Origin of the sequence: Paenibacillus sp. FSL H7-0942 (assembly GCF_045040715.1) — a bacterium.
Lineage (GTDB): Bacteria > Bacillota > Bacilli > Paenibacillales > Paenibacillaceae > Paenibacillus > Paenibacillus amylolyticus.
Genome location: NZ_CP150279.1, coordinates 2,329,066 through 2,353,132, shown reverse-complemented (window position 1 = coordinate 2,353,132; position 24,067 = coordinate 2,329,066). Strand labels below are relative to the sequence as shown.

Sequence of the window (24,067 nt, the reverse complement as noted above, 5' to 3'; positions counted from 1 at the left end):
TTAACGAATGGTTACTGACTAACTGCATTGGCTTGAGCCGCCTGAATTTTGGCTGCAATGTCTTCGGCCTTGCCGCCCATAAGCAACTCTTGCAATGCATTATTAATAACCTCAACCGTTGCCGATCCCAGCTTGGAATCGTATACTGGCGTGATCTTCACTTCCTGCATCAGATCATATAATTCTACGAACAATGGATGTGCTTTGGTTTTGTCCAGATCAATCTTGTAACTCACCAATGTGCTGCTATCCAATGTGGCCTTCTGACCATCAGGTCCTGCCAGCGCATAGAACAGCTCCATCGCTGCCTCTTTTTGTGCACCGCTCAGCTTTTTACTTACACCCAACCCGGTTCCTACTACACCGGATGTTGTTCTTGGTTCACCCTGACCTCCGTCCACTGGAGGAAGAATCGTAATATGTGTGTTGTTCAACACCTCTTCAGGTGCATTGTTCACCAGATTTGCCAAGGCCCATCCGCCGTTCATGACCATCGCTGCCTTACCTTGGAAATAAAGCTGCATCATCTGTGTCTCATCGATACTGTTGAATCCATCTTGGAATGCTTTGGTGTTGCCAAGCTCCTGCATCTTGTTCAAGGCTTCAATAAATTGTGGATCGGTAAAGCTTGCACCCTCTTGTGCTGCCGCTTTCAAGAACCAGTCTGTGCCGGTAATTCGATCAGCCAGTGTACTGAATATCGTTGATTGAGCTACCCAGTTGGCTTTGTTGCCAAGTGCCATGGGAATGACTTTATTTTGATTAAAAGTAGCAATCGCTTGTTCCAGTTCCGCCCACGTCTCAGGTACTTTTACGTTGTACTGTTTGAAAAGAGCTTCATTGTAATAAATGAAGGAACTTGGCGCCAGATTCATCGGCACGGAGTAGATATTCCCGTCCACAGTGTATCCGTCCAGTGCATTTGGGATAAAGTTATCTTTCCACTCCGGCTTTGCGTCCAGCTCTGCATTAATGGGCTGTAGCAGATCCCCTTTGACAAATTCCTTCGTCATGGCATCCGGCCACATCACGAACAGGTCTGGCATCTCATTGGCAGCGGCCACCGTACGAAGCCGGGTTTTGAGACCATCTGTTGGCAGGCCTTCATCCACAACTTCAATATCTGGATGCGCCGTGCGAAAATCTTCAATAATTTTGCGCATCGCAACCGCCTTTGCATCCTGTCCGGTCCAGTTGTGCCAGAGTGTGACGGTTACTTTGTCATTCCCACTGCCTCCTTCTGAAGTGTCCCCGCCAGCACAGCCAGCCAGAATAATGGAGAACAATGTTATTGCCAGGAAACCCGAAAGCCATTTTTTCAACATCTCTATAATCCCCCTCGGCGATTTGAATACACTTATTGTAAATGTTAACGCTATCATACCGTAAGGTGACGATCCACGGATGCAGGGGTGAAAAATATCGGTTCCCCTGTTTGAAACTTACTTTGCTGACTTATTTGTTCATAACATATAAAAAGAGCCCTCATAATGAGAGCTCTTTCTTGTTGCAGCCGTCGGTAGCTTCACCCCAGGCTATATATAATGAATAAGTGCTAAATCGTATTAAATATGGATTGCGTATTATTGGATACTGTTCTTCACCAGTTCTGCAAAAGCTTCGGACCCTTGCGTAGTGAGATGTACGCCATCTTTTTCAAAATATTCGTCATGTCCCTCACTTGCACTGTTCCAGTCAATTAACGAGACATTGCTGTATTTGGATGCTGCCTCATTCAACGCCCTGTTCACCGTTCGTTCCCACGGACGAGGTACGCGCACAGTAACCAGATATACCTGATCCTCATCCTTCAGATAATCAAGCACAGCATTCAAGTTTTTGGAGTTAAAGGAACCATTCGTCCCGAGCTCCAGCACCACTTTGCTGCCCATTTGGTTGTTTTGCTTCAGACCTTCCAATACATCGCCTGCCTGCCACATCTGACGACCGACATGTCCGTCCACATACACTCCTGATATACTTTGCTCCAGATACGGTTTTGCATCCAAAATCACCGAATCTCCAATGACGGTATAATGAACCTTGCCATCCTGAGCAGGAGGAGCCGTTTCTTCATTGTCCTGAGATAAATCAGGTGCATCATCCGTATGATCCGTATTATCGGATTGATTCGATCCGGCGTCATCCGGTGTATCATTCTCGTTCGTCACGGAGTCATCAGCCGGCTTATCTTCAGACTGACCGTCCTTGCCAGCATTCACTGAATTGTCTTGGTCGTCAGGTTTTGAGTCTGGAGCAGGCTCTCCTGTTGGCTTCTCATTTTTCCCCGGATCATCTTTCGTTCCTGCTTCCGGTTTATGGGTATGAGCATCGTTCTTTTGGCCAGAGCCTGACGTTCCTGTAATAGCTGGCAACACATCCTGTCCCTGTTCCTCCGCTACGGAATTCTCTCCATTTAATGTGTTGGACATCGATACCGAATGGGAGTCGGAGTTCGCTGCATGTGAGACCATCATCTGAGATACCGTATAGGACAACAGCAGAATCGTCATCAACAGACCTGCCCGCTTCCACCATACGTTACGTATACCGATCGATGACCGCCCTCTTCCCCATAATCGGGACCAAGAATCACGGAATCCATTGTACCGAATCGGATTTTCAATATATTTAAGGGACAATGAGGCCAGTACAACCGTTACAGCAACCTGTAAAATGATTCGTACAGGATGTGCTCCTCCCGTATCCACCGCGGGATTGGTTAACATAATGACAGGATAATGCCACAGATATAATCCGTAGGATCGCTCTCCGATCCAGCGTAATGGCTTCGCGCCAATGATACGTGCCAGTAAAGACGATGGGTGAGCCAACACCGCTACCAGCAACGTTGTTGCGATAGCCTGAAGCACCATGCCCCCTTGATACAGAAACGGATCGTATTCACTGCTGTTCAGCATCATGTAGATTAACAAAGCGAGCGCAGCAAGTCCCGACACATCGAGCACAAGCCGGATCATGCCAGACAGAGAGTTCGATAGCTTGCGACTAGGCCATACCACGGCAAGCGCAGCACCAGCAAGCAGTGCAAATGCCCGCGTGTCTGTTCCATAATATACACGGCTCGGGTCCAAATCCGGATTATACATGATGGCCATTGCGCCAGCAGATAATTCAGCTGCGACGACAATGAAAACGACCAGCCATCCCTTTCTTTTGAACACTACGATTGCTGCGATCAGTAGAAGAGGCCATATAAGATAAAATTGCTCTTCCACAGCCAGTGACCAGAAATGTCCAAACGGTGATGGAGGGCCAAAACTTTCGAAATAGGAAACGTTGTGAAAGATATACCACCAATTGCTTATGTATAATACACCCGAAACGATATCACCACGAAGTGCAGCAAGCCGGGATGGATCTGTACAAGCCAACCAGATCATCACCACAGCTGTCATGGTCAGCATGCCTGGAAGCAAACGCCTTACCCGTCTTACCCAGAAATCACCGAGTGAAATGCGTCCATGTTCCTGCCACTGTGACACGAGAATATCTGTAATTAAATATCCCGAGAGAACAAAAAATATACCTACACCGAGCAGTCCGCCCGGAATAAAATCCAAATTCAGATGATACGCGATTACCGCAAGTACAGCGATGGCTCGCAAGCCGTCAAGTCCGTTCATATGTCTCTTACGATTTAACGATTGTGACATGCATGCCCCTCCTTGTTACTGTGAGTCAACAACATCGGTGTTGGGGGCATAAAGGAACTCCTGATCGTTCTGGTTGTCATTAACATACGTATTGCACCTTCCATCTTTCATTTACAACATAAGAAAAGCTTCTGTTCGAAGCACGATCCGATGATGCGACATTCTGTGTGAATTCTATAATCTTAAAGAAGACGAGTTGCCTGTCCATTAAGTTTAATTATTAAAATATTCTTTATATTCATTCGTGAGTTCACGTTTAGCATTATACGCCCGAAATAAGCCTCATACTTTACAGGAATAGTTACAAACGATTAAACCGATGTAACCTTTCCTGCCAGCTCATATAGCTGTAAAATCATACTCTAATTTTGTCGTTAAATATAGTACTTTTCATCGAGTGGCTAAAATTACCTGTCTCACTTGCGCAAACCAGCATACCCACGCACACATCGATTGAAACAATTGAATTCATAACAAAAGGCTGCCGACTTGCTCAGCAGCCAATATCCATTATAAACCTATGTCAGACCGGATTGAAAGTTTTGCTCATAATTGCTTCTTCTTGCCTAGGACCCTAGAGGTGGAACGGGTGAATCTTTTCTTCTGTCCTCGCATCCATGATCCGGTATGCTGAACGCCCTGTGTACATTGGAATTTGCAACTTCTCCAGATCAACCATTCCATTCTCCAGAAAGTACTTCTGATCCTGATATCGCTGCAATACTTCGCCTGCAATCCATTCATGGTCACCATATGTCGTAATCTCCATAACCTTGCATTCATAAGCAAAATAAGCATCTGTCAAAATGGGTACACTTACCTTGATTCCTTCCTCATACGGAATGCCGAATCTTGTGAATTTATCCGTATCTCTCCCACTGAACGTTCCTGCAGCTTGAATCCACTCCGATCGATGACCTGGCAGGAAATGAACACCGAATACGCCACTCTTCTCAATGAGTTCATAGGAGTATGTTTCCTTACGAAGGGAGATGCCGTATACGCCTGGTGATGATCCGATGTATGTATGCCATCCGGACGCCATCACATTCTGAACTCCCTCATGACGTGAAGTCACCACCGCTACCATTCCAGGATAAGAATAAAATATAGGTTCTTCTATCGGCTGACGCATCTAATCCCCTCTCTTCTTCGTTATAAAGACAATTTTAATTATAAAGGAAAGAAACAGGTTGAAAAAGCGTTTTGCAGACGATTTCGCTATAAGCGACATATTCACTATCATGGTATACTGAAATGGTCAATTTCTAAAAATACGATACTGGGAATGTGATAGGATATGGTCAAATCAGTCAAATATACCTCCTAAATAAATCCATTATTCAAATTTAGGAGGTTATAACTTATGTTTAATTCAATCGTGTTAGATCAGTGGGATCGAAAGCCATACTTTGACCACTACTTGAATCAGGTCAGATGTACCTACAGCATAACTGCTAATCTGGATATCACTCTATTGATCAACGAACTGAAGCTTAAAGGATTGAAGTTCTATCCGGCTCTTATTCATATGATCTCTACGGTCGTCAATGCACACAGGGAATTTCGAACTTGTTTTGATGCCGAGGGGAGATTGGGCTACTGGGACGAAATGTCTCCGAATTATACGATTTTTCATGAGGACAACAAGAGTTTCTCAACGATCTGGACAGCATTCCATGAAGATTTCGAGACGTTCCACATTCGTTATCTGGAAGATATGAAGAATTACAAAGATCACAAACAATTTGTTGCCAAACCCACTGAACCGCCAAATACTTTTCCCGTTTCCAGTATTCCTTGGGTGAACTTTACGGCATTTAATCTGAATATTTACAACGAGGGAACCTACTTGTTGCCTATTTTCACGATGGGGAAATATGTTCAACAGAATGATAAAGTATATCTTCCCTTATCCGTTCAGTTACATCACGCCGTGTGCGACGGCTACCATGCTGGTGTTGTATTTAATGAATTGCAATCACTTGCAGATCGATGCCAAGATTGGTGTTAGTTATCTAAATGACAAAAAGGCACTCCTGACTTCGTAATGGAGTCAGGAGTGCCTTTCTTTTTCTCTTTTTTTCAAAAGATATTTAATTGCATTTACTGTACCCACAGTTGCTGCATGTTTTGCAACCTTCCACATTCATCAGGGATGCCGAGCCGCATGAAGGACATAAATCTCTCGATTCGATAAAGGTTTTCTGATCCTCCACTTCTGGATACGTGCTCTCCACTTGATTCTGTTCTATTAATGCTCCAGTTTCGTTCTCCTGCACATCGCTCTGTACATGACATTCCAATGCTTTGGCGACTGCATCAGCAATCGATTCCACCCGGTTGGCCCCGAAGCCAATCGCTCCCGAACCACCGATTCCCTTGAGATGTTTGATCAACAGTTCAACCTTGTGCCCATGATCTCCGTATCGAAGGAACAGAGAGCATACTCGACCGAGTGCCTCAGCCATGGCAAACACGTCCGATCCCGCTTTGCCCACGTTCAGGAAGATCTCACCCGGCGTTCCCTCCAGATCATTGATCGTAATGTAAGCCATCCCGAATGGCGTATTGATTTTGTATGTCGCACCGCGCAGTACTTGAGGACGGCTTCTGTATTGTTTATCCAGCACTGTAGAAGAGGACGGGGCTTGATCGGAAGAATGCGTTCTAACACCAACCTGGCTATTCGAAGTTCCATCACTTGCCTGTACTTCAGCATTATTCGGGTTTTCTATAGCAGATACGACTGTCTTCTCTTCAGCTTCCGCCGTGTTCTGATCTTCACCTTGGGTCTCTTCCTTCTTCGACGTGGACAACACCTGCACATCCCTGCTGCCATCACGGTATATCGTTACTCCTTTGCAGCCAAGGTCGAAGGCCAGTTCGTACAGCTCAGCCGTATCCTCCATTGTAAAATCAGCCGGACAGTTGGCCGTCTTCGAGATCGAACTATCCACCCATTGCTGAATCGTTGCCTGCACCCGTATGTGATTCTCAGCCGACAAATCCATCGCCGTCACATAATAGTCTGGTAAAGCTTCACCAGGATGTTCATCCAGCCAATCTTGTGCGATCGGTACGAACTGTTCATCATAACCTAGACGGCTTTGACGGAAATACTTGAAGGCGAAATACGGCTCAATACCTGTTGATGTGCCCACCATCGTACCTGTACTTCCCGTTGGCGCTTGTGTGATCAGTGTGACATTTCGAATGCCCTGTTTACGGATGGCCTCTCCCACTTCAGGGTACGTCGCAACCATGTTTTTCATGAATCCACTCTGTAAATACGGTTCAGCTTCAAAAGCTGGGAAAGCTCCCTTCTCTGCTGCAATCTCTGCCGATGCCAGATAGGCCTCCTTCGCCATGAATCCATACAGTCTATCCAGAAAAACAAGAGATTCAGGACTGCCGTATCGAATACGCAGCTTAATCATCAGCTCTGCCAGTCCCATGGTGCCAAGCCCAACCCGGCGTTCACGCTGCTGATTCAGTCTATTTTCCTCAAAATGATATGGTGTTGCATCGATGACATTGTCCAAAAATCTAGTCGAGATACGAGTGGTTTCCGCCAGTTCATCCCATGCCACATCATGATTTGTTTCATCGTAGAATTTGGACAGATTAATGGCAGACAGATTACATACACCCCAGGCAGGCAGACCCTGTTCTGCGCAAGGATTAGTACAGATAATCGGATTGAAGTACCAGCTGTTGGACATCTGGTTGTAGTACTCCATGAATACCACACCGGGCTCTGCCGATTTCCAGGCTGATTCAATAATGGTATGCCAGATTTCGCGCGCCTTCAGTGTACGATAGTGCACCACCGAATGACCTGCGGCTTTCCATTGCTGCATATCCCCGTTCCACTCGATGTCGTAGTCCGGATCGTTCGTATCGGGGAAAACCAAGTCCCAATCTCCGTCCTGCTTGACAGCCTCCATAAATGCGTTGCTCACACATACAGACAGATTGGCATTGGTCACCTGCCCCATCGTTTGTTTCACGGTAATAAAATCAAGCACATCTGGATGCCAGTCATTCATCATCAGCATGAGCGCACCCCGGCGGCTTCCGCCCTGTTCAATCAGTCCAGTCGTATAACTGAACAATCCGCCCCACGATACGGAACCGCTGGATGATCCGTTGACACCTTTCACCACCGCTCGGCGAGGACGCAAAGAGGACAAATTAATGCCAACACCTCCCCCACGTGCCATAATCTCCGTCATCTCGGTCAAAGTCTTCATGATTCCACCCCGACTGTCTTGCGGAGACGGAATGACATAACAATTGAAAAGTGTCAGCTCATCGCTTGCCCCCGCGCCCGCAGCAATGCGGCCTCCGGGTACTAACTTCCAATCTTCCAACACAGAGCGGAACTTGGACTCCCACTTCGCCCGCTGATCAGCTGTGGATTCTACAGAAGCCATCGCTTTGGCAAGACGGTCCCACATCTCTTCTGGAGTTTTTTCTATGTTGAGTGTCAATTTCTCCACGTTTGTCTCAATCATCTCTCCGCTTCGAGTCCTTACCTGTACAAGCTGACCCTGACGTTCTATGATTTCGCCCACTTCCTTGGTTGGGAACTTCGGATCATCCTTCGTTAATACCAATACCACATCTCCGACCTTGGCATGATTCGAATCAGCGTCCTTCCAGGCGTATCGGTCCAGGAATATTTTTTCGCTAAGTCCTTCTAATTGGTACGATCGTTGGTTCGATTTCATCGCTACATTCAACCTCCCCGGCATAAAGCTCCATTTTCACTATAGAAGTAAATTATGATGAAACACCACATATAGTGATATAAAACCAGTATATTACACCATATATTGATTTTCCATACGACTTTTATCACAGACCTTATTTTATAGACTCCCTAAACACGGACAAGCTTCTTGTAAATAAACTGTAGTTCACATTGGTTCAACTAAACTTTTTACACAAGAACGGAGAGGACAGAAATAACCTGAAGAAGCGAAGCGTTGGCCTAAAAGCTTTCTGAAAGAAAGCTGCATCGAAAGCATACGCTATCCCCGGGTTTTCCCCCTTTGGACAAGGGAATCAAAAAAAATCTGGGGATAACAGCGATTGAAGGTTATTCTGTCATCGGAGTGACAAGTGTAAATATTCCTTATTTGAACCCACATAGTTATGAACTGACTCTCATTCGTCCATACTATTACCTACGAATAAAACGTCATCACGTATGGCAGGGGAGGAAACACCATGAACCGGAAAAACCCGCATCACACGAATCAACCTGTAGCCGAGCTGCCCGTTCCTTTAGAATTTGATCGGACTTGGATTAATCAATTAGAATCACGACTGGATAAAGGAGGTCCTTGGGGGGATTATCGACTCTTCCAACTGGGCATTCAAGCCGAAGAGACCAACCTGATTCCCAATTTTGACGAGATCCAATGTCTCAAGCATCTACAAGGCCTTACCCCACTCCCTCACCAGATGGACACTGCTCGCAGAGTATTATTTGAAATGTCAGGCCGGGCCATTCTCGCCGATGAGGTGGGTCTGGGCAAAACCATTGAAGCCGGTCTCATTCTGAAAGAATATATGGTTCGGGGTCTCGTATCCAAGGTACTCATTCTCGTGCCAGCCTCTCTTGTGTTGCAATGGGTACGGGAGTTGAATTCAAAATTTGGCATCCCTGCTATTGCTCAGAAAAAGGCCTATTCCTGGCAGAATGAAGTGGTTGTTGCTTCCATGGATACAGCCAAACGTGACCCACATAAAGATATGCTGCTGAATACCGACTACGACATGATTATTATTGACGAGGCTCATAAACTCAAAAACAAGAAAACAACCAACTATCAATTCATGCTCAAATTGCGCAAAAAGTATTGTCTGTTGCTTACAGCTACACCTGTGCAGAACGATATGAGTGAATTGTTCAATCTGATCAACCTGCTGAAGCCCGGTCAACTGGGTCGTCAGGGTGACTTTGCGGCCAACTTTGTTGTAGACAAACGAGTTCCGAAAAATCAGGAACAGCTTAAGAACGAGTTATCCAAAGTCATGATTCGTAACCGCCGCGGCGAAGGCCCTGTTCAATTTACCAAACGGAATGTCTCCAACGTGAATCTGCAACTATCGCCCGAAGAACAAGCGCTTTATGATGGCGTGACTTCCTTTGTTAAAGACCAGTACCAGGAAGCTGGCGGTAACCTGAGCAGCATGCTCTCCCTTGTTACATTGCAGCGTGAAGTGTGCAGCAGTCGGGATGCTGTATTCGTGACGCTGGTTAATCTGTCGAAGAAACTTCCGCTGGACTCTCCCCTTCGGGACAAGATTTGGGAACTCGTTGCCCATATTAAAGCGATCAAGGAGAATACCAAAGCGGAGAAAACGATGGAGCTGGTTCGGAACATGAATGAAAAAGTAATTATCTTCACTGAATACCGGGCCACGCAGGAGTATCTGCTAAACTATTTCCGCAACAATGGGCTTACGGCTGTACCCTATCGGGGTGGCATGAATCGAGGCAAAAAAGACTGGATGATGGATCTCTTCCGCGGGCGTGTGCAGGCCATGATTGCAACCGAAGCGGGTGGTGAAGGCATTAATCTGCAATTTTGCCATCATATGATCAACTTTGATTTGCCTTGGAACCCTATGCGGGTTGAGCAGCGGATCGGTCGGGTACACCGGCTGGGACAGCAAAATGACGTGAACATCTTCAATTTATCCACGACTGGAACCATTGAGGAACATATTTTGAATCTGCTGCATGAGAAGATCAATATGTTTGAGATGGTGATCGGCGGGCTGGATGTCATTCTGGAACGGTTAGAGAAGAAGGAGTCTATTGAGAAAAGTTTGTACAAAATCATGCTGGAATCACAAACTGATGATGATATTCGCCGCAAAATGGATTCACTTGGACAATCGTTGAACTCTATTCAACGTGAGGTTTCAGATGAAGGGCCTGCCGTATCCGGGTTGTTAGATCTTCGCAAAGGAGGTAGCTAACTCATGACCATGTCTCCCCATGAAGTACAGGCTTATGTTCTCACCTATCTGGAAGCACTGGATTGTCAGATTATGGAGCGTTCCCCTGCCCATGTTACAGTCAAACTCTCGCCTGAGGCGGACAAAGCGTTGACCAATCGCCCCTATTATTGGGGGTTTGTGGAACGAACCGGAGCACCCGCTGAGACAATGTCCTTTACATTTATATTTGATCCTGACAGTTATCAGCAGGCCATTGAGGCAGCAGAAGCCAAAGCTGCGCAAGCATCACCTCCTGCTGGAACTAACCCTGATGGAACGAATGGCGTAACCAACAGCAGTCCTCAAGGCGAGCCACCAAAAGAAACTATTCTAGGCCGTTACTTCGGTATTACGCCATCACTTCCACAGCTGGGACCAGGACGAATATTGCGTGAAGAAGTGGTGTATGGCAGTCGCAGACTGCAGCAGATTTTCGGCGCTGCCCGTGAAGGCGGTGCCTTCGTGAACCTGTTCGAACAGGCTGCCAAACGGCAATTGCGGGCTACAGCGCCAGCCGTATATGAGCCTTGGCTTGGTGTGTGTTTCAAGGTGGAATTCGCCTGTGATTTGAAACGGGAGGAATTGCATTTTCTCGGCATCTCCCTTCGCTCGGGTGAAATTATAGAAAAATTCGGCACTAAGCTGAACCGACGTGATCTCAGTCCGAGGCTTGCGGAGAACATGCATGTACAGACAGCTAAAGTTTCGTTATTTGATGCCGGAGCTGCTTTGGAATCTCATTTGACGAACCGCTTGCTGGAACTCGATTATAGCTGGGCAGAGAAAGCCCAAGAGCGGCTTTATCTGGAGCTGGACGTGTTGGACACCTACTATGAGGCGGTACTCCGGGAAGATACGCCTGAGGTAGAATTACCAGGTAACATAACCTCAGACACGGAGAATGAGAATGTCCATTCTGACCGCACGCCACCTGCACCACTGATAAAAGTTGTGGATATAACTAACGCTAAACCCATTGGAGTAGATGTAGAACTGGCGGCAGAGGCCGCAGTACCGATCGACTCCGAGACAGATGCCGAAGAAGAGAAAGCAAAACAGGCGGTAATCGATCGCGAAGCTATGAAACTGCAGTATGAGACACGCCGGACCGAGATGATCTGGCAATATGAACCCAAAGTGAAAGTGACTGCCATTAGCAGCGGCATGTTTCACTTAAGATAGACGAAGACACTACTTTTCCTGCAAATGCTGGCAAAAGTAGTGTTTATTCATGATCAGCCGCCCGACAGGTTGCAGCAACCTTTGCATAGCCTGTCCCCTAGAATGAAACTAGGACCCGCTCAGGTAACGGATAAATGAAAAAGTAGGTGTAAATTTGAAACGATTCTTTCATACGTGTTGGAACAACGCTCGGAAAACAACCTGTATAACCTTGGGCTTGCTCAGTTGTCTTGCCCTATTCTCTTTTTGGTCGATAGCCAATGCAGAGGAACAAAAAACCTCTTCGCTATCCCCCGCATCATCAATTGAGTATAGTCCCAAACATCATGCCATTCAGAATGAAAAGCTAGCTCCCGCTGCTGTGCAACGGTTTGCAGAGCAACAAGCTGTTACACTTGGTACAGCTAACGGCGAAGTGCATTGGAAGAACGCCGACCTGGACTTCTACCCCCTGGGGCCGGGTTTACATAGCTGGCTCGTACAAGCTGAGTTTGAAGGTAAACCGATCGGATATATGATTATTACTGCCACAGAGCAGGGTCAGTTGACGCTTAGTGAATATGGTCATGGAGAACAGTCACCATACAACAATGAACTTCTTGGACAAACCTTAGATCGACAACATGTGAACCTTGAGGCATTACTTGCTGGAGGAGGAGAGCTTCATCTTGGTTATGCTCTTCCCCTGCTGGCTTATTGGAAAGTGGAGCAACCTAATCATCCTGCACTTTATATTGATGCTACCAACGGAGATGTACTACCGTCAGAGTTTCTGAACCTGCTGGAGGCTGATTCCAAACAGACCTCTGTCAGCATAACTGATTTATCCACAACGCCATCTTTATCAGTCGATCCACTTCATCTGCGACCCGTCTTCAATCCTGCTGACAATCTGTTGTGGATTACCTCCAAACCTGTTGCAACCGACCGGGCACAAGATGTGATACAACACGGGGAGAATCAAGAGATTGTTTTCTCAGCGGGTGATCGTAACGTTGTATACGGCGGTCCTCTACCTGTTAGCGGTTATCAGCTGTGGCATACAGATCAGGTAGCAGAGTCTATTCTATATGTAGCGCTAGGTGGAAAATCATCCATTCAACGCTTTGTCCCTTTAGGCACATTGCAGCAAGATGGCTTTTTTTACATCGTATATCCTTAATCATCAGCAAATTCTCAAGATACATTCAGATAACCTGTAAAACAACAAATAAGACGCCTTCCCATTTTATCAAGGGATTGCGTCTTTTGGTTTACCATTAGTGAAATAGGTAAGGGATCGTCACCCTTTTCCCGAAGAACTTCGTTTATGAGACTGTGTATCGAATTCTTTTTCCTTTTTCCCCACCCACAGGGATACAGCGAAAGGGATCATACCAAACCACTTCATCGCCCACGGCTCTTTCCTTTTGGTGCGACCTTTCCGCTCATCCTTCGGCGTATCGATATAATGTACTACACGTTGCGTAATGTATTTTACCAACTCATCACTTTTGGCCATAACCTCTGCCTCCTTCGCTCCTGCACTTTCACGGAGCTTACGATAGTTCTATTGTGTGCAGGATGTGCAATGGTTAAACATTTTTTTATTGAAAGGAGTATGAAAACCCTCAAAATGCACAGTCTAATGCCAAAGGTATCCATACAGTCTTTAATCTGCATCCGGTACCTATTTCATGAAGGAGTGTGTATTCCCATGTATAAGCTGCTGACCGCTTCGGTGGCCTTGCTCATTAGCTTCCATTGTCTTCCCATGCTGCCCCATGTCGCTTATGGAAAAGCAGCCCCGTCCCAGAACAGTCCATCCATGTTGCCAGTGACCGATGGAGATGCTTATCGCTCAAGTCATCATGCCTTTGCAGCACCCGTTATCCTGCTCGACGTAGGCCATGGGGGTATTGACGGTGGTACGTCAGCCCAAGGTGTGCTGGAAAAAGATATCAACCTGGCGATTAGCCAAAAGGTCTATCTCCTGCTTCGCAGCAAAGGTTATGCCGTTATCATCAATCGGCTTGGTGATTATGCACTTAGCGATGAGAACCGCTGGCTGAACAGCCGCTCCCGTCATACCAGAGATCTTGCCCAACGTAAAAGCCTTAGCGAAGAAGTAAGTACAGATATCGTGGTCAGCATTCATGCGAACTGGAGTCCCCGATCTACTGCACACGGCCCGGTGGTACTGCACCAGAAAGAAGGCAGGAGTTATTTGCTGGCCCAATCCATTCAGGATGCCATGAACAAGTTGTACGGAACGGAGCACGGGGTTGTATGGGGCAAGCCCTTTTATATATTGAATTACGTGAAGCAACCTGCCGTCATCGTCGAAACCGGATTTTTGAGCAATGCGGCAGATCGAGCTAGAATGAATGACCCCGCTGAGCAAAAACGAATCGCCCAGTCCATTGCCAATGGCATTATTTATTATCTGTCGGTAGTGTAGGAGCAGACTGCCATTGCCACACATCTCGAACCAGATCACCAATCCCTACAAATTGGACCTGATTTTGCAGACGGGAGACGGATTCACGAATTACTGCGGATGTGTTCATCCCCGAATGACCGACATGACCAATGACAACACAGATATCCTTGTCAATCGCACGCTGAGCAGCCAGATCCAGTTGCTTGCGAATGTGTTGCTTGGAATTTTGATCATCCAGGAAAATGTCATTACCTACAGGTGGCATATTTTTGGATACGGCCAGTTCCCCCACCACAGAGCGAAAGTTCGTACGGCTGTCTACAAAGAAGAGGCCCCGCTCCTTGCATACATCGAGCACAATGGACATGATGCGTTTGTCCGAAGTAATTTTGGAACCCATATGATTGTTCATGCCAATGGCGTGGGGCACATCATCAATCGCTTTCTCCACGCGTGAGCGGACTTCTTCATCTGTTAGATTGGATGTGATTGCACCCGGGCCCAGCCATTCAGGTCGTCCTTTCTTGGGTTCCATGGGCATGTGCACAATCACATCCATTCCCTTTTCATGTGCAGCCATCGCATCTTTTTTCGTTGTTGGCAAAAAAGGCATAACCGCTACCGTTAGTTTAACTGGCATCGCCAGGATCTCTGCCGTACCCTTCATGTCATTACCAACATCATCGATGATAATCGCTAACCGTTTGTGATTCGATGTGGACTCTGAAGCTGCCGCTGTAGGCCCTCCTGCCGATATGCCTGCGTAGAACACAATCAACAATGCCATGATACCTGCAATGAATCGATAAATCTTTCTCTGTACCTTCATCATGATTCCCTCCCCGTAACTTCTGTGATCTCATTGTTTGATAATGAAGGGAGGATTATGTAAGCCAAACCCTTCCTTAATAATCATATCCCCGCCATTGAAGACCTCTATCTCAAGTGAAGATCTCCATCATTCCAGTTTTCTCCTTAGCATTCAGACAAGAACTGTCATTGAACAGTTAGAAAATAGAGATTAATTAGAAAAAATACTGTAATTTGTCAGGTTTTCAGTTTAGGAATTATTTAGTAGAATCAACAAATGAAAGAGGTTCTATGCTTCATTTCTATCCTATGATTTATGGGAGGAGGTTTTGAAAGGGTTTACATAAAATAAATGCCAGACAATCCGCTATTCTTGTTTGTTATTCCTGGTTGCGGTTTCTCTATGTAACTTACTATTATCGAGGAGGATGAAAGTAGTGAAATTCAAACTAAAAAAGACGATTAATGTTCTTTTGGCCTGTTTAACAGCCCTGCCTTTGATGTTAACCCCGACAAATGTGTCAGCAGCCAGCGATGCCAACATTAATTTGTCCTCGGAAAAACAGCTGATCAAGGGCTTTGGGGGCATTAACCTTCCTGCCTGGATTGGTGATCTGACTCCCGCTCAACGTGAAACTGCTTTTGGTAATGACCAGAATCAATTAGGCTTCTCCATTCTCAGAATCTACGTTGATCCAGATTCCAATAACTGGTATCGTGAAGTTGCCACAGCCAAACGGGCTATCGAAAAGGGTGCTATTGTATTTGCATCCCCATGGAATCCTCCAAGCAGCATGGTTGAAACATTCAACCGCAATGGGGACACAAATGCCAAACGTCTGAAATACGACAAATATACCGCATATGCGCAACATCTGAACGACTTTGTAACCTACATGAAAAATAACGGCGTAGATCTGTATGCCATTTCTGTACAAAACGAACCGGATTATGCTCATGACTGGACTTGGTGGACTCCACAAGAGATCCTTCGATTCATGAAAGAAAATGCCGGGTCCATCCAAGGTACCAAAGTCATGGCGCCTGAATCCTTCCAGTACTTAAAGAACATATCCGACCCAATCCTGAATGATCCGCAGGCACTTGCCAACATGGACATTCTGGGAGCACATACGTATGGAACCCAGATTTCGAATTTTGCCTACCCTCTCTTTAAGCAAAAAGGAGCCGGTAAAGAACTGTGGATGACTGAAGTGTATGTTCCAAACAGTGACAACAACTCAGCAGACCGCTGGCCTGAAGCATTAGAAGTTTCCTATCACATGCACAATGCCATGGTAGAAGGTGATTTCCAGGCCTACGTGTGGTGGTACATCCGCAGACAGTATGGTCCGATGAAAGAGGACGGTACCATAAGCAAACGCGGGTATAATATGGCTCATTTCTCTAAATTCGTGCGTCCAGGCTACCTGCGAGTCGATGCAACGAAAAATCCGGATACGAACACATTTGTCTCAGCCTATAAAGGTGATAACAAAGTCGTCGTCGTGGCAATTAACCGTGGAACTTCAGCCACAAGCCAAAAATTCGTTCTGCAAAATGGTAATGCCTCTACTGTGTCCTCATGGATTACGGACAGCAGTCGAAACCTGGCAAGCGGAACCTCGCTTAACGTATCCAATGGAGCCTTCACGGCACAGCTCCCGCCTCAGAGCGTAACAACGTTTGTTGCCAACGTTACTGGCGGAAATAGCGGCGGGAATACAGGCAGTGGCACGACGTATGAAGCCGAGACCGGAACGTCACTTACGGAAGCTGCCATTGAAACAATCTACCCCGGTTACACTGGCTCCGGGTATGTTAACTTCAATGCGATGACTGGTTCAGCCATTCAATGGAACGGCATTAATAACACGACAACAGGTACCAAAAACGTAAAGTTTCGTTATGCGCTGGAAAGCGGCACTCGGAACCTCGACATTTTTGTGAACGGAACCAAAGTCATCAGCAACGAGCCCTTTCCCGCTACGGGAAGCTGGTCCACTTGGGTTGAAAAAACAATACAGGTCCCCATGAACACGGGGACCAATACATTGAAAGTGGTTACCACCGGATCGGAAGGACCGAATATTGACAGCGTTAATGTTACCGCAGCACAATAAACGTTCCGTATGGCTGATGGAAGACATTTGCTGTACGTGCAGCTAAGCACTAACCTCTTGAATACTCATCACTAAAGTTAGTGTTATATCAAAAAATGCAAAAAAAGACTCCTTAAGCGTTAGCTTAAGGAGTCTTTTTATTAGATGCGGTCGAGAGGACTCGAACCTCCACGGGGGTTAGCCCACACGGACCTGAACCGTGCGCGTCTGCCAATTCCGCCACGACCGCATATTGTATCTTCGTCATCCATATCGGCGACAAGAAACAATATATCATGCGTAATCTATCATGTCAACACTGAAAATAATAACAATAAAGCCCGAATCAGACGTCCATGTCGATTCGGGCCTTACCTTTAACTGTTGCTAATAGTTTGGTTCATTAATACGGAAGCATACTACAAATTACAGCTTGGAAGGCCAGTTGCCATACCATGCATAACCGCCTCTTCTTTCTTTATCAATATCACTTAATTTGTATTTAACTACCCCGTCACGACCAATAAAGATTGGTTTATCCGTTCCGATCTCATAGAAGCGTGCCCAAATTGGTGCAGCTTTGGAATCAGCGATAATTTTACTATCTCCATTAGCTCTTTCATACTTGTAACCCGTAATTTTCACTTTGTTAAACCAAGCCTCCGCTCCTTTAATGGATGCGGTAATTTTAGCGTTAGCAGGTCTGGTTTTCAGAAATTTAACAATCGTTACACTCTCTCCAGCTGTCAGTGATGGCACTTCGTAGATTCTTGCGCTCGCTGGTTTAAGAGAGCTGGAATCATGTTGTTGTCCCCATGCTGTCAGCTTACCACCTGAAACGACCTGTGTATTCAGAATCGCCTCCACACCTTTGGCAACTGAATTTTTACTGCGGTTAGCAAGTGTGCTGTCGATAAATGAGAAATCACCTTTTCGTGCTGCTACTTCATCCAGCATGATCATTACATTAATCATGGCATCATCATTGTAAGTGATGTGCTTGTGGTATCCGGAGCTTTGGTAAACTTGTGGCCACCCGCCGTTTGAATACTGCATGTTGATCAAAAAGTTAATTCCTTTGATTGCAGCTGTGGAGTAACGCGGATCATTCGTCTTTTTAAATTCCTTCGCCAATCTTCTAATTTCTGAGTATGTAGCCTTGTTGTCTATCGTGGACTTTGCCCACTCTCCACTTGTCTGTTTATAATCTTTTCTCCAACCTCCATCCGGCAGCTGGTTCTTCAAAATATCAGAAATACTCGCTGTAGTACCCGACGCATCTGCAGCAGATACCGTCCCTACAGGGAGAACTGCCATTCCAACTACTGAGAACACCATCGTACATGCCAGGACAAAAGTAATTATTTTCTTCGCTTTCAAATGTAACACTCTCCTATGTTCGTTTTTATAAATCTTCCACTTCTACTTTACGTATGATATACGCCCCAAACCTCCTTTATTTGTATTTATCGCATAATAAAATCAATTTTCATCCAATATGTGGATTGGATAATCAGATAATATGCAAAAAATCGATTTTTGTCAATATATGCAACTTAATGAATATAATCTCTCTAATTCTACATAACGGGATAGTTCTTTTAACTCATGACAAACCTATTTATTTATCCAAATTCGTCTTAAACGAACCAATAATGACGTTTTTGTCATGAATGATACCCAAACTTGATCCCTTCTTTCATATAAAAACCTTAATTCCGCTAACATTGAGGTATTACGAAGGGTTTTAAATGGGTTTGACAATTACGCATTTATGCAATATAGTTTCAAATAGTTACAAAAACTTAATTATTCATTGCCGAGTTTCATGTTTGAAAACGGGGGAACCAATTTGGGTGAATTATTCTTATACATAGGAAATATAGGGAACCTTCTACCGAACCCTTAGCTAACTCCGTAGGCATCGAAGGGAGAACATTGATTTTGAAAAAACTGATTATCTCCATTTTTGGAGCAGCTGTATTATTTACATCCGGGGCAACAAGCACAGAGGCAAGCAGTATCAACTCCGTAGTGAACAACATGACAGGTATTCCTTACAAATGGGGTGGCACAACTGTAGCCGGCTTCGACTGTTCTGGTTTTATGAGATATCTTTTCAACAAATACAGCATTGAATTGCCACGTACTTCGCAGCAGCAAGCCAAAGCAGGTACTCCCGTATCCAAGAGCAATGTTCGGACAGGTGATCTGGTGTTCTTTAATACAACAGGCAAAGGCATTTCACATACAGGTGTATATATCGGCGGCGGACAATTCGCTCATGCCTCCAGCAGTAAAGGTGTAAGCATCACGAAGTTATCGAATCCATACTTCAATGATCGTTATGTAACAGCACGTCGGGTAACTGGACAGTTTATGTATGATAAAATGCTAGGTAAAATGTGATTCACATACAAAAAGGCATCGGTTATTAACCGGATGCCTTTTTTGCACTTAAAAATGTATGTTGCATTGCTTACTAATGCAGCGCCTTCTGCACTCGCATCGCACCCTGAGACAGGGCATGTCCTCCTCCAACAGCTCCAGCCACGGCTACGGTCTCCATAATCTCCTGATCTGTTGCGCCCTTAGCACGGGCTTCTTCTACATGGTAGAAGGTACACACCTCATTGTTGGCGAATAATCCAATGCCAAGCGCAATTAGCTGTTTTGTCTTCGCATCAATCACACCAGGTTGGAAACATTCTCCGGTAAACTCATGATACGACTTCACCACACCTGGCAGCACATCGCTTAATGCTCCAATCTGATCCTTGTAGGCATGAACTTTATCATTCATCAATGTCATGGCTTGTAGCACACCCTCTCGGCTATAGTTACAGATCTTCCTCACTGTACCTATCTTCTCTCCCGAGTGAGCCAATTATGCCAAGAAATCATGGTAATTCCAAACATTTAAAGCTCATGGCCCTGCCATAATTATCAGCTGTTACTCACTAAGTGGACTCTGGCGCGGCTCGCTGAACAGCTGATAGCTGTAACCTCGGTCCAGCTTAACGACACGTCGATTCTGACGACGGATAAGTACCTGCTCGCCATCCCAGGCAACCACAATCCCCTTCACGTCGTTCGATTCCAGCTCGTCCCGTACGACTCTAACTTTCTCACCTGACAGACGCAGGGCGTCCAATTCTGTATCACTAATCATCTTCATGGCTCCTATATTTCAAATTTATTTACAAAAAGAGACCTAAATGAAAAGTCATTTAGGTCTCACGTGACTGTATTGGACTGTCATGTCATTCGAAATTATGTCCCGACTGAAAGTTACCGCTGCGCGTGCTCTTTGCTGTCGTTCTTCTCGAACCAAAAATCAAGCACTTTGGCGGACATCACACGTTCTTCAAGGTACTCCACTTGATGCGGTGTAAATTGTTCTTTCCAAGAGAAGGACAACTCTTCGCACAAGCCTACAATCGTCAGTAATTCTGACCAGGCAACATAGCGTTTGTACCAGAAAAATTGAGGATGTTCAATCATATAGGGATAAAGGTCATCGAATTCCGTATGTTTACAATCCAGGGCACGTTCAAAATGAACTTTCGATTCCGCCAGCTTATCATTAAAAAATTGTTCTGTTGCCGGTTGGTTCCCCATGGTGTTGCCTCCTCTCCCTAACATAACCCCATTATAAATGAAATCGGCGGTCATGCAAAGGCATAGTTCAAAAAATAGGCCCTATTCCTTTAAAATGTCACATTTCGTTATCGTCAAATTGTACTGTTCCATCATTCAGGGAACGAATGCGTACCAAGGCTTCCACCGGAATACCCTGTTCACGAATCGTGCGTGCCCCCGCCTGAAAACTTTTCTCGACCACAACGCCGAATCCGACGAGTTCCGCACCGGAACGCTCGATAATTTTGATGACGCCACGAGCGGCATCTCCATTGGCAATAATATCATCAATAAACAAAATGCGGTCATTCTCATGAATGAACTCGCGGGATACCATAATATCAGTTACAATTCCTTTGGTAAAGGACGGTACACGTTCACAGTATGCATCAGGATCAGCCAGAAGTGTTTTTTTTCGACGGGCGAATACAAGTGGCACCCCCAGTTCATAGGCTGCGGCAAACGCAACCGGAATCCCTGAGGATTCTACCGTGATTACCCGAGTTACTCCACTTTCACGAAAACGGGCAGCGAACTCACGTCCCATCTCCATCGTTAATCCAGGATCAATCTGGTGGTTCAACAGACCATCCAGCTTTAATACTTGATCCGAGATAACCACACCTTCTTGTAAAATTCGTTGTTTCAATAATTCCATGATTTGACCTCCCAAGCCTATCCTATGAGGTAAAAGTATCATATATCTATCTATAAGTTCAAGCGAAATTGCCTTGACGCTGTCCTTGGGACGCATTTCAAGCCAAAGTTCATTATCGATTGTCATGACTTTCGTGGGTCAAGCATACCTTGTACCATGGTACCCGCATGTCCAAACTATACAGGGGCCTGAGAGGGGAAACACATGAAACAGGCATTTCGGGTGCTGCAGATCGCATTTACATACATTGGAACGGTTGTTGGAGCCGGCTTCGCTACAGGGCAGGAAATTTTGCAGTTTTTTACCCAGTATGGCAAATGGGCCACCATCACCATAGGCTTATCCACCATGCTCTTTGTCTGGTTAGGTACCAAAATGATGCTGATCGCTCACGATACCGGGTCCCGCTCTTATGAGGATCTGAACAAACATTTATTCGGCCATAAGGCGGGCAAATGGATCACCTGGGTGACCCTTCTCATTCTCATTGGCGTGAACAGTGTCATGCTTGCCGGAGCAGGCTCCGTTTTTGTCGAGCATCTGGGTTTGCATTATCAGACAGGTCTGATCGTCACACTTGTAGGGACATATCTGCTTCTCGGTCGAGGCATTCAAGCCATCCTACAAATGAATAGCATCGTCGTGCCCATGATGCTCCTGTTATCTCTGCTCATGATCACAAGTACCATCCATCATCCAGGTGCTTCCCGATTCATCACACTGACGACAGACTCAAACCCTATTCAAGTGTGGCTGTCTCCACTATTGTATACTTCATTCAATCTGGTGTTGGCTCAAGCTGTTCTTGTGCCCGTAGGTAACCAGATTCGTAGCCGGAATGTACTGAAGTGGGGTGGAGTATTGGGTGGAATTGGCGTTGGTTTCATGCTGATGGCAGCTCATTTTGCCATGTCAGCTCAGATGCCCGGCATCATCCAATTCGAAATCCCGATGGGCAGCATTGCCTTTCAACTTGGATGGGCAGTGCAATCTGTCTATGTATCCCTTATTTTCATGGAAATATTCACTACCTTTGTAGCCGATATCTATGGAATGACCTTGCAACTGAGACAACATATACGTGTCCATCCCCGTTTCATTACATTAACCATTATGCTATTGTGTTACTCACTCAGCCAGTTTGGATTCAGTTCCCTGCTGTCCATCCTTTACCCCATCTTTGGAAGTATGGCATTAATCTGGGCTGCCAAATTGGTACTGAACCGCTGGGGCACCTTTCGTAAACGCAACAATATATAAATCTCACGGTCCATGTATTTCATGAATATGAGCATCCGTTTGCCTTCTAACCACAATTCACCGAGGGTACTCTTTCCTTAAACATGATAAAAAGCCGCTGTTTATCACAGCGGCTCGCACTTTTTGCACTACGTTTTAGGCTTGGCTAGGAAACTGTAGATACATCTTTTTCAACTCATTGACCGATCTACCGAGCGAGTAATGTGTCTTGGCTTTTTCACACGCTGAACGGGCAAGTTCATAACGATAAGCGGGGTCCAGCATCACCTTTTCAAGCGCTTCAGCTAATGCAGAAGGATCTTCTGCCGGTACAAGCAACCCATTACTACCGTTCTCGATCTGTTCCGGTATACCACCTACATCCGTACCCACAAGGGCAAGACAACTCAGCGCCGCTTCAGCAAAGACGGAACCAAATGCTTCTGCCCGTGAAGGAAGTACAAAAATATCAAAGAATGGCATGAATTCCTCAGGGTGCAGTGTGTAACCATAGAAGATGGTCTCATTATAGATCCCCAATCGCTGCGCCAATTCTTCCAGGTCAGGACGAATCGGTCCATCTCCAATAATATGTAACACATAATCATGACCTCGGCCCTTCAGTTCCGCACAAGCTTTGAAAAGAATATCCAACCCTTTTGCCGGAACAAGTCGACATACCGTGACCAGCTGTGGTATCGCATTATCATGAGGGATCGGCTTAAAGCGCTTCTCATCAAATCCATTGGGAATCACACCGATGACATCAGGTTCCTTCACGTAGGGAGCGAGATAACGACGGAACGAATCCGACACCGTCAAGAGGCGCTCTGCCTGGTGTTCCAGCTCACCATATATCGCAAGCAGGAATCGATGCTCCGGTCCATCCGTTTCAATGCGTCCATTAAGGATTAATTCTCGTTCATAACTGGAGTGAATCGTCTGAATGAGGGGTGTATCCGGGAAAACTGTTTTCATCGCAAGTCCTGCAATTGGGTGGTGGGCATGGATCAGATCATAGGGCTTCTGAATTCGCAGTTTGGTCCACCAAAGATAATCACGATATGTTTGAATATATTTTTGGACAACAGGACTATCCTGATATTCAGTCCAGTCAAACGTTTCGAACTGAACTTCCTCTCTGCCCTTATTGCGAATTCGCTTTGGCAACGAGAACAGATCCATTTCCCACCTCGGGGTTGTAAATCTCTCTTGCATATACGGAATCATAGAGGATACACCTCCGGGCTGCTCCGGAGGAAAGAAAAGCGCCTGCAGCAATTTCACCGTTAGTTTCCCCCTTTCTAACTTA

20 protein-coding genes, 1 tRNA gene and 1 riboswitch are annotated in these 24,067 nt (G+C 45.7%); of the genes, 8 read left to right on the top strand and 13 right to left on the bottom strand.

Features of this window, described 5'->3' with window-relative positions; all coding sequences use genetic code 11:
• Positions 1–11 precede the first annotated feature (11 nt).
• The 3 genes from MHI48_RS10685 to MHI48_RS10675 all read right to left on the bottom strand — a co-directional run bounded on the left by MHI48_RS10685 (position 12) and on the right by MHI48_RS10675 (position 4,812).
• Positions 12–1,325 (bottom strand): extracellular solute-binding protein, encoded by a 1,314-nt coding sequence (locus MHI48_RS10685; RefSeq protein ID WP_076326923.1) that lies wholly within the window; start codon positions 1,323–1,325, stop codon positions 12–14.
• A 258-nt stretch (positions 1,326–1,583) separates the two neighbouring features.
• Positions 1,584–3,677, bottom strand: coding sequence for an acyltransferase family protein (locus MHI48_RS10680; protein WP_338708367.1), 2,094 nt, complete (start codon positions 3,675–3,677; stop codon positions 1,584–1,586).
• Between the two features lie 574 nt (positions 3,678–4,251).
• Positions 4,252–4,812 (bottom strand): flavin reductase family protein, encoded by a 561-nt coding sequence (locus MHI48_RS10675; RefSeq protein WP_076318443.1) that lies wholly within the window; start codon positions 4,810–4,812, stop codon positions 4,252–4,254.
• Between the two features lie 231 nt (positions 4,813–5,043).
• Between MHI48_RS10675 and catA the strand changes: the two genes are divergently transcribed.
• Positions 5,044–5,691: a type A chloramphenicol O-acetyltransferase gene (gene catA / locus MHI48_RS10670; protein ID WP_338708365.1), complete on the top strand. Its 648-nt coding sequence runs from the start codon at positions 5,044–5,046 to the stop codon at positions 5,689–5,691.
• An 82-nt stretch (positions 5,692–5,773) separates the two neighbouring features.
• Here catA and MHI48_RS10665 read toward each other — a convergent pair whose 3' ends face one another.
• Complete coding sequence (locus MHI48_RS10665) at positions 5,774–8,413, bottom strand: adenosylcobalamin-dependent ribonucleoside-diphosphate reductase (protein WP_338708364.1); 2,640 nt, start codon at positions 8,411–8,413, stop codon at positions 5,774–5,776.
• A gap of 502 nt (positions 8,414–8,915) precedes the next feature.
• On the opposite strand from MHI48_RS10665, the gene MHI48_RS10660 reads away from it, so the two are divergent.
• From MHI48_RS10660 to MHI48_RS10650, 3 genes are all read left to right on the top strand, one after another.
• The gene (locus tag MHI48_RS10660) at positions 8,916–10,679 is read left to right on the top strand and encodes a DEAD/DEAH box helicase (protein WP_405143913.1); all 1,764 of its coding nucleotides are present in this window, start codon (positions 8,916–8,918) and stop codon (positions 10,677–10,679) included.
• 3 nt (positions 10,680–10,682) lie between these two features.
• Positions 10,683–11,882, top strand: coding sequence for a YqhG family protein (locus MHI48_RS10655; protein WP_405143911.1), 1,200 nt, complete (start codon positions 10,683–10,685; stop codon positions 11,880–11,882).
• 211 nt (positions 11,883–12,093) lie between these two features.
• The gene (locus MHI48_RS10650; protein WP_405143910.1) at positions 12,094–13,044 is read left to right on the top strand and encodes a hypothetical protein; all 951 of its coding nucleotides are present in this window, start codon (positions 12,094–12,096) and stop codon (positions 13,042–13,044) included.
• Positions 13,045–13,164: 120 nt separating this feature from the next.
• On the opposite strand, the gene MHI48_RS10645 is transcribed toward MHI48_RS10650, so the two are convergent.
• On the bottom strand, positions 13,165–13,383 hold the full coding sequence (locus MHI48_RS10645; protein WP_036609606.1) for a YqzE family protein: 219 nt from the start codon (positions 13,381–13,383) through the stop codon (positions 13,165–13,167).
• Positions 13,384–13,578: 195 nt separating this feature from the next.
• Between MHI48_RS10645 and MHI48_RS10640 the strand changes: the two genes are divergently transcribed.
• A complete protein-coding gene (locus tag MHI48_RS10640; protein ID WP_127543923.1) occupies positions 13,579–14,322 on the top strand; it encodes an N-acetylmuramoyl-L-alanine amidase in 744 nt (247 codons plus the stop codon).
• On the opposite strand, the gene MHI48_RS10635 is transcribed toward MHI48_RS10640, so the two are convergent.
• Entirely contained in the window at positions 14,297–15,091 is a 795-nt protein-coding gene (locus tag MHI48_RS10635) for a divergent polysaccharide deacetylase family protein (RefSeq protein ID WP_405144628.1), read from the bottom strand. The genes MHI48_RS10640 and MHI48_RS10635 overlap by 26 nt on opposite strands.
• A 451-nt stretch (positions 15,092–15,542) precedes the next feature.
• Here MHI48_RS10635 and MHI48_RS10630 point away from each other — a divergent pair, with 451 nt between their 5' ends.
• Positions 15,543–17,237: a carbohydrate-binding protein gene (locus tag MHI48_RS10630; RefSeq protein WP_405143907.1), complete on the top strand. Its 1,695-nt coding sequence runs from the start codon at positions 15,543–15,545 to the stop codon at positions 17,235–17,237.
• 145 nt (positions 17,238–17,382) lie between these two features.
• Here the strand turns inward: MHI48_RS10630 and MHI48_RS10625 are convergent.
• A tRNA-Leu gene (locus MHI48_RS10625) sits at positions 17,383–17,466 on the bottom strand.
• Positions 17,467–17,642: 176 nt separating this feature from the next.
• The gene (pelA, locus tag MHI48_RS10620) at positions 17,643–18,605 is read right to left on the bottom strand and encodes a pectate lyase (protein WP_036670167.1); all 963 of its coding nucleotides are present in this window, start codon (positions 18,603–18,605) and stop codon (positions 17,643–17,645) included.
• Between the two features lie 418 nt (positions 18,606–19,023).
• A riboswitch (cyclic di-AMP (ydaO/yuaA leader) is annotated at positions 19,024–19,155 on the top strand.
• A gap of 5 nt (positions 19,156–19,160) precedes the next feature.
• Between pelA and MHI48_RS10615 the strand changes: the two genes are divergently transcribed.
• Complete coding sequence (locus tag MHI48_RS10615; RefSeq protein WP_036609611.1) at positions 19,161–19,625, top strand: C40 family peptidase; 465 nt, start codon at positions 19,161–19,163, stop codon at positions 19,623–19,625.
• A 73-nt stretch (positions 19,626–19,698) separates the two neighbouring features.
• On the opposite strand, the gene MHI48_RS10610 is transcribed toward MHI48_RS10615, so the two are convergent.
• From MHI48_RS10610 to MHI48_RS10595, 4 genes are all read right to left on the bottom strand, one after another.
• A complete protein-coding gene (locus tag MHI48_RS10610; protein WP_017689352.1) occupies positions 19,699–20,028 on the bottom strand; it encodes a carboxymuconolactone decarboxylase family protein in 330 nt (109 codons plus the stop codon).
• Positions 20,029–20,169: 141 nt separating this feature from the next.
• A complete protein-coding gene (locus MHI48_RS10605) occupies positions 20,170–20,388 on the bottom strand; it encodes a hypothetical protein (protein ID WP_036609613.1) in 219 nt (72 codons plus the stop codon).
• Between the two features lie 119 nt (positions 20,389–20,507).
• The gene (locus tag MHI48_RS10600; RefSeq protein WP_036609615.1) at positions 20,508–20,837 is read right to left on the bottom strand and encodes a hypothetical protein; all 330 of its coding nucleotides are present in this window, start codon (positions 20,835–20,837) and stop codon (positions 20,508–20,510) included.
• Between the two features lie 97 nt (positions 20,838–20,934).
• A complete protein-coding gene (locus MHI48_RS10595) occupies positions 20,935–21,516 on the bottom strand; it encodes a xanthine phosphoribosyltransferase (RefSeq protein ID WP_076326932.1) in 582 nt (193 codons plus the stop codon).
• 204 nt (positions 21,517–21,720) lie between these two features.
• Here MHI48_RS10595 and MHI48_RS10590 point away from each other — a divergent pair, with 204 nt between their 5' ends.
• Positions 21,721–22,776, top strand: a complete 1,056-nt coding sequence (locus MHI48_RS10590; protein ID WP_076326933.1) for a hypothetical protein — start codon at positions 21,721–21,723, stop codon at positions 22,774–22,776.
• 135 nt (positions 22,777–22,911) lie between these two features.
• Here MHI48_RS10590 and MHI48_RS10585 read toward each other — a convergent pair whose 3' ends face one another.
• Positions 22,912–24,042, bottom strand: coding sequence for a glycosyltransferase family 4 protein (locus tag MHI48_RS10585; RefSeq protein ID WP_036609621.1), 1,131 nt, complete (start codon positions 24,040–24,042; stop codon positions 22,912–22,914).
• Positions 24,043–24,067 lie beyond the last annotated feature (25 nt).

What these genes read in the sequence shown, in the direction of transcription:
- MHI48_RS10685 (WP_076326923.1), bottom strand. Translation starts at nt 1,325, where the DNA reads ATGTTGAAAAAATGGCTTTCGGGTTTCCTGGCAATAACATTGTTCTCC.
- MHI48_RS10600 (WP_036609615.1), bottom strand. Translation starts at nt 20,837, where the DNA reads ATGGGGAACCAACCGGCAACAGAACAATTTTTTAATGATAAGCTGGCG.
- MHI48_RS10635 (WP_405144628.1), bottom strand. Translation starts at nt 15,091, where the DNA reads ATGGCATTGTTGATTGTGTTCTACGCAGGCATATCGGCAGGAGGGCCT.
- MHI48_RS10610 (WP_017689352.1), bottom strand. Translation starts at nt 20,028, where the DNA reads ATGACATTGATGAATGATAAAGTTCATGCCTACAAGGATCAGATTGGA.
- MHI48_RS10675 (WP_076318443.1), bottom strand. Translation starts at nt 4,812, where the DNA reads ATGCGTCAGCCGATAGAAGAACCTATATTTTATTCTTATCCTGGAATG.
- MHI48_RS10595 (WP_076326932.1), bottom strand. Translation starts at nt 21,516, where the DNA reads ATGGAATTATTGAAACAACGAATTTTACAAGAAGGTGTGGTTATCTCG.
- MHI48_RS10640 (WP_127543923.1), top strand. Translation starts at nt 13,579, where the DNA reads ATGTATAAGCTGCTGACCGCTTCGGTGGCCTTGCTCATTAGCTTCCAT.
- MHI48_RS10665 (WP_338708364.1), bottom strand. Translation starts at nt 8,413, where the DNA reads ATGAAATCGAACCAACGATCGTACCAATTAGAAGGACTTAGCGAAAAA.
- MHI48_RS10630 (WP_405143907.1), top strand. Translation starts at nt 15,543, where the DNA reads ATGAAAGTAGTGAAATTCAAACTAAAAAAGACGATTAATGTTCTTTTG.
- MHI48_RS10605 (WP_036609613.1), bottom strand. Translation starts at nt 20,388, where the DNA reads ATGATTAGTGATACAGAATTGGACGCCCTGCGTCTGTCAGGTGAGAAA.
- MHI48_RS10645 (WP_036609606.1), bottom strand. Translation starts at nt 13,383, where the DNA reads ATGGCCAAAAGTGATGAGTTGGTAAAATACATTACGCAACGTGTAGTA.
- MHI48_RS10655 (WP_405143911.1), top strand. Translation starts at nt 10,683, where the DNA reads ATGACCATGTCTCCCCATGAAGTACAGGCTTATGTTCTCACCTATCTG.
- catA (WP_338708365.1), top strand. Translation starts at nt 5,044, where the DNA reads ATGTTTAATTCAATCGTGTTAGATCAGTGGGATCGAAAGCCATACTTT.
- MHI48_RS10590 (WP_076326933.1), top strand. Translation starts at nt 21,721, where the DNA reads ATGAAACAGGCATTTCGGGTGCTGCAGATCGCATTTACATACATTGGA.
- MHI48_RS10660 (WP_405143913.1), top strand. Translation starts at nt 8,916, where the DNA reads ATGAACCGGAAAAACCCGCATCACACGAATCAACCTGTAGCCGAGCTG.
- MHI48_RS10680 (WP_338708367.1), bottom strand. Translation starts at nt 3,677, where the DNA reads ATGTCACAATCGTTAAATCGTAAGAGACATATGAACGGACTTGACGGC.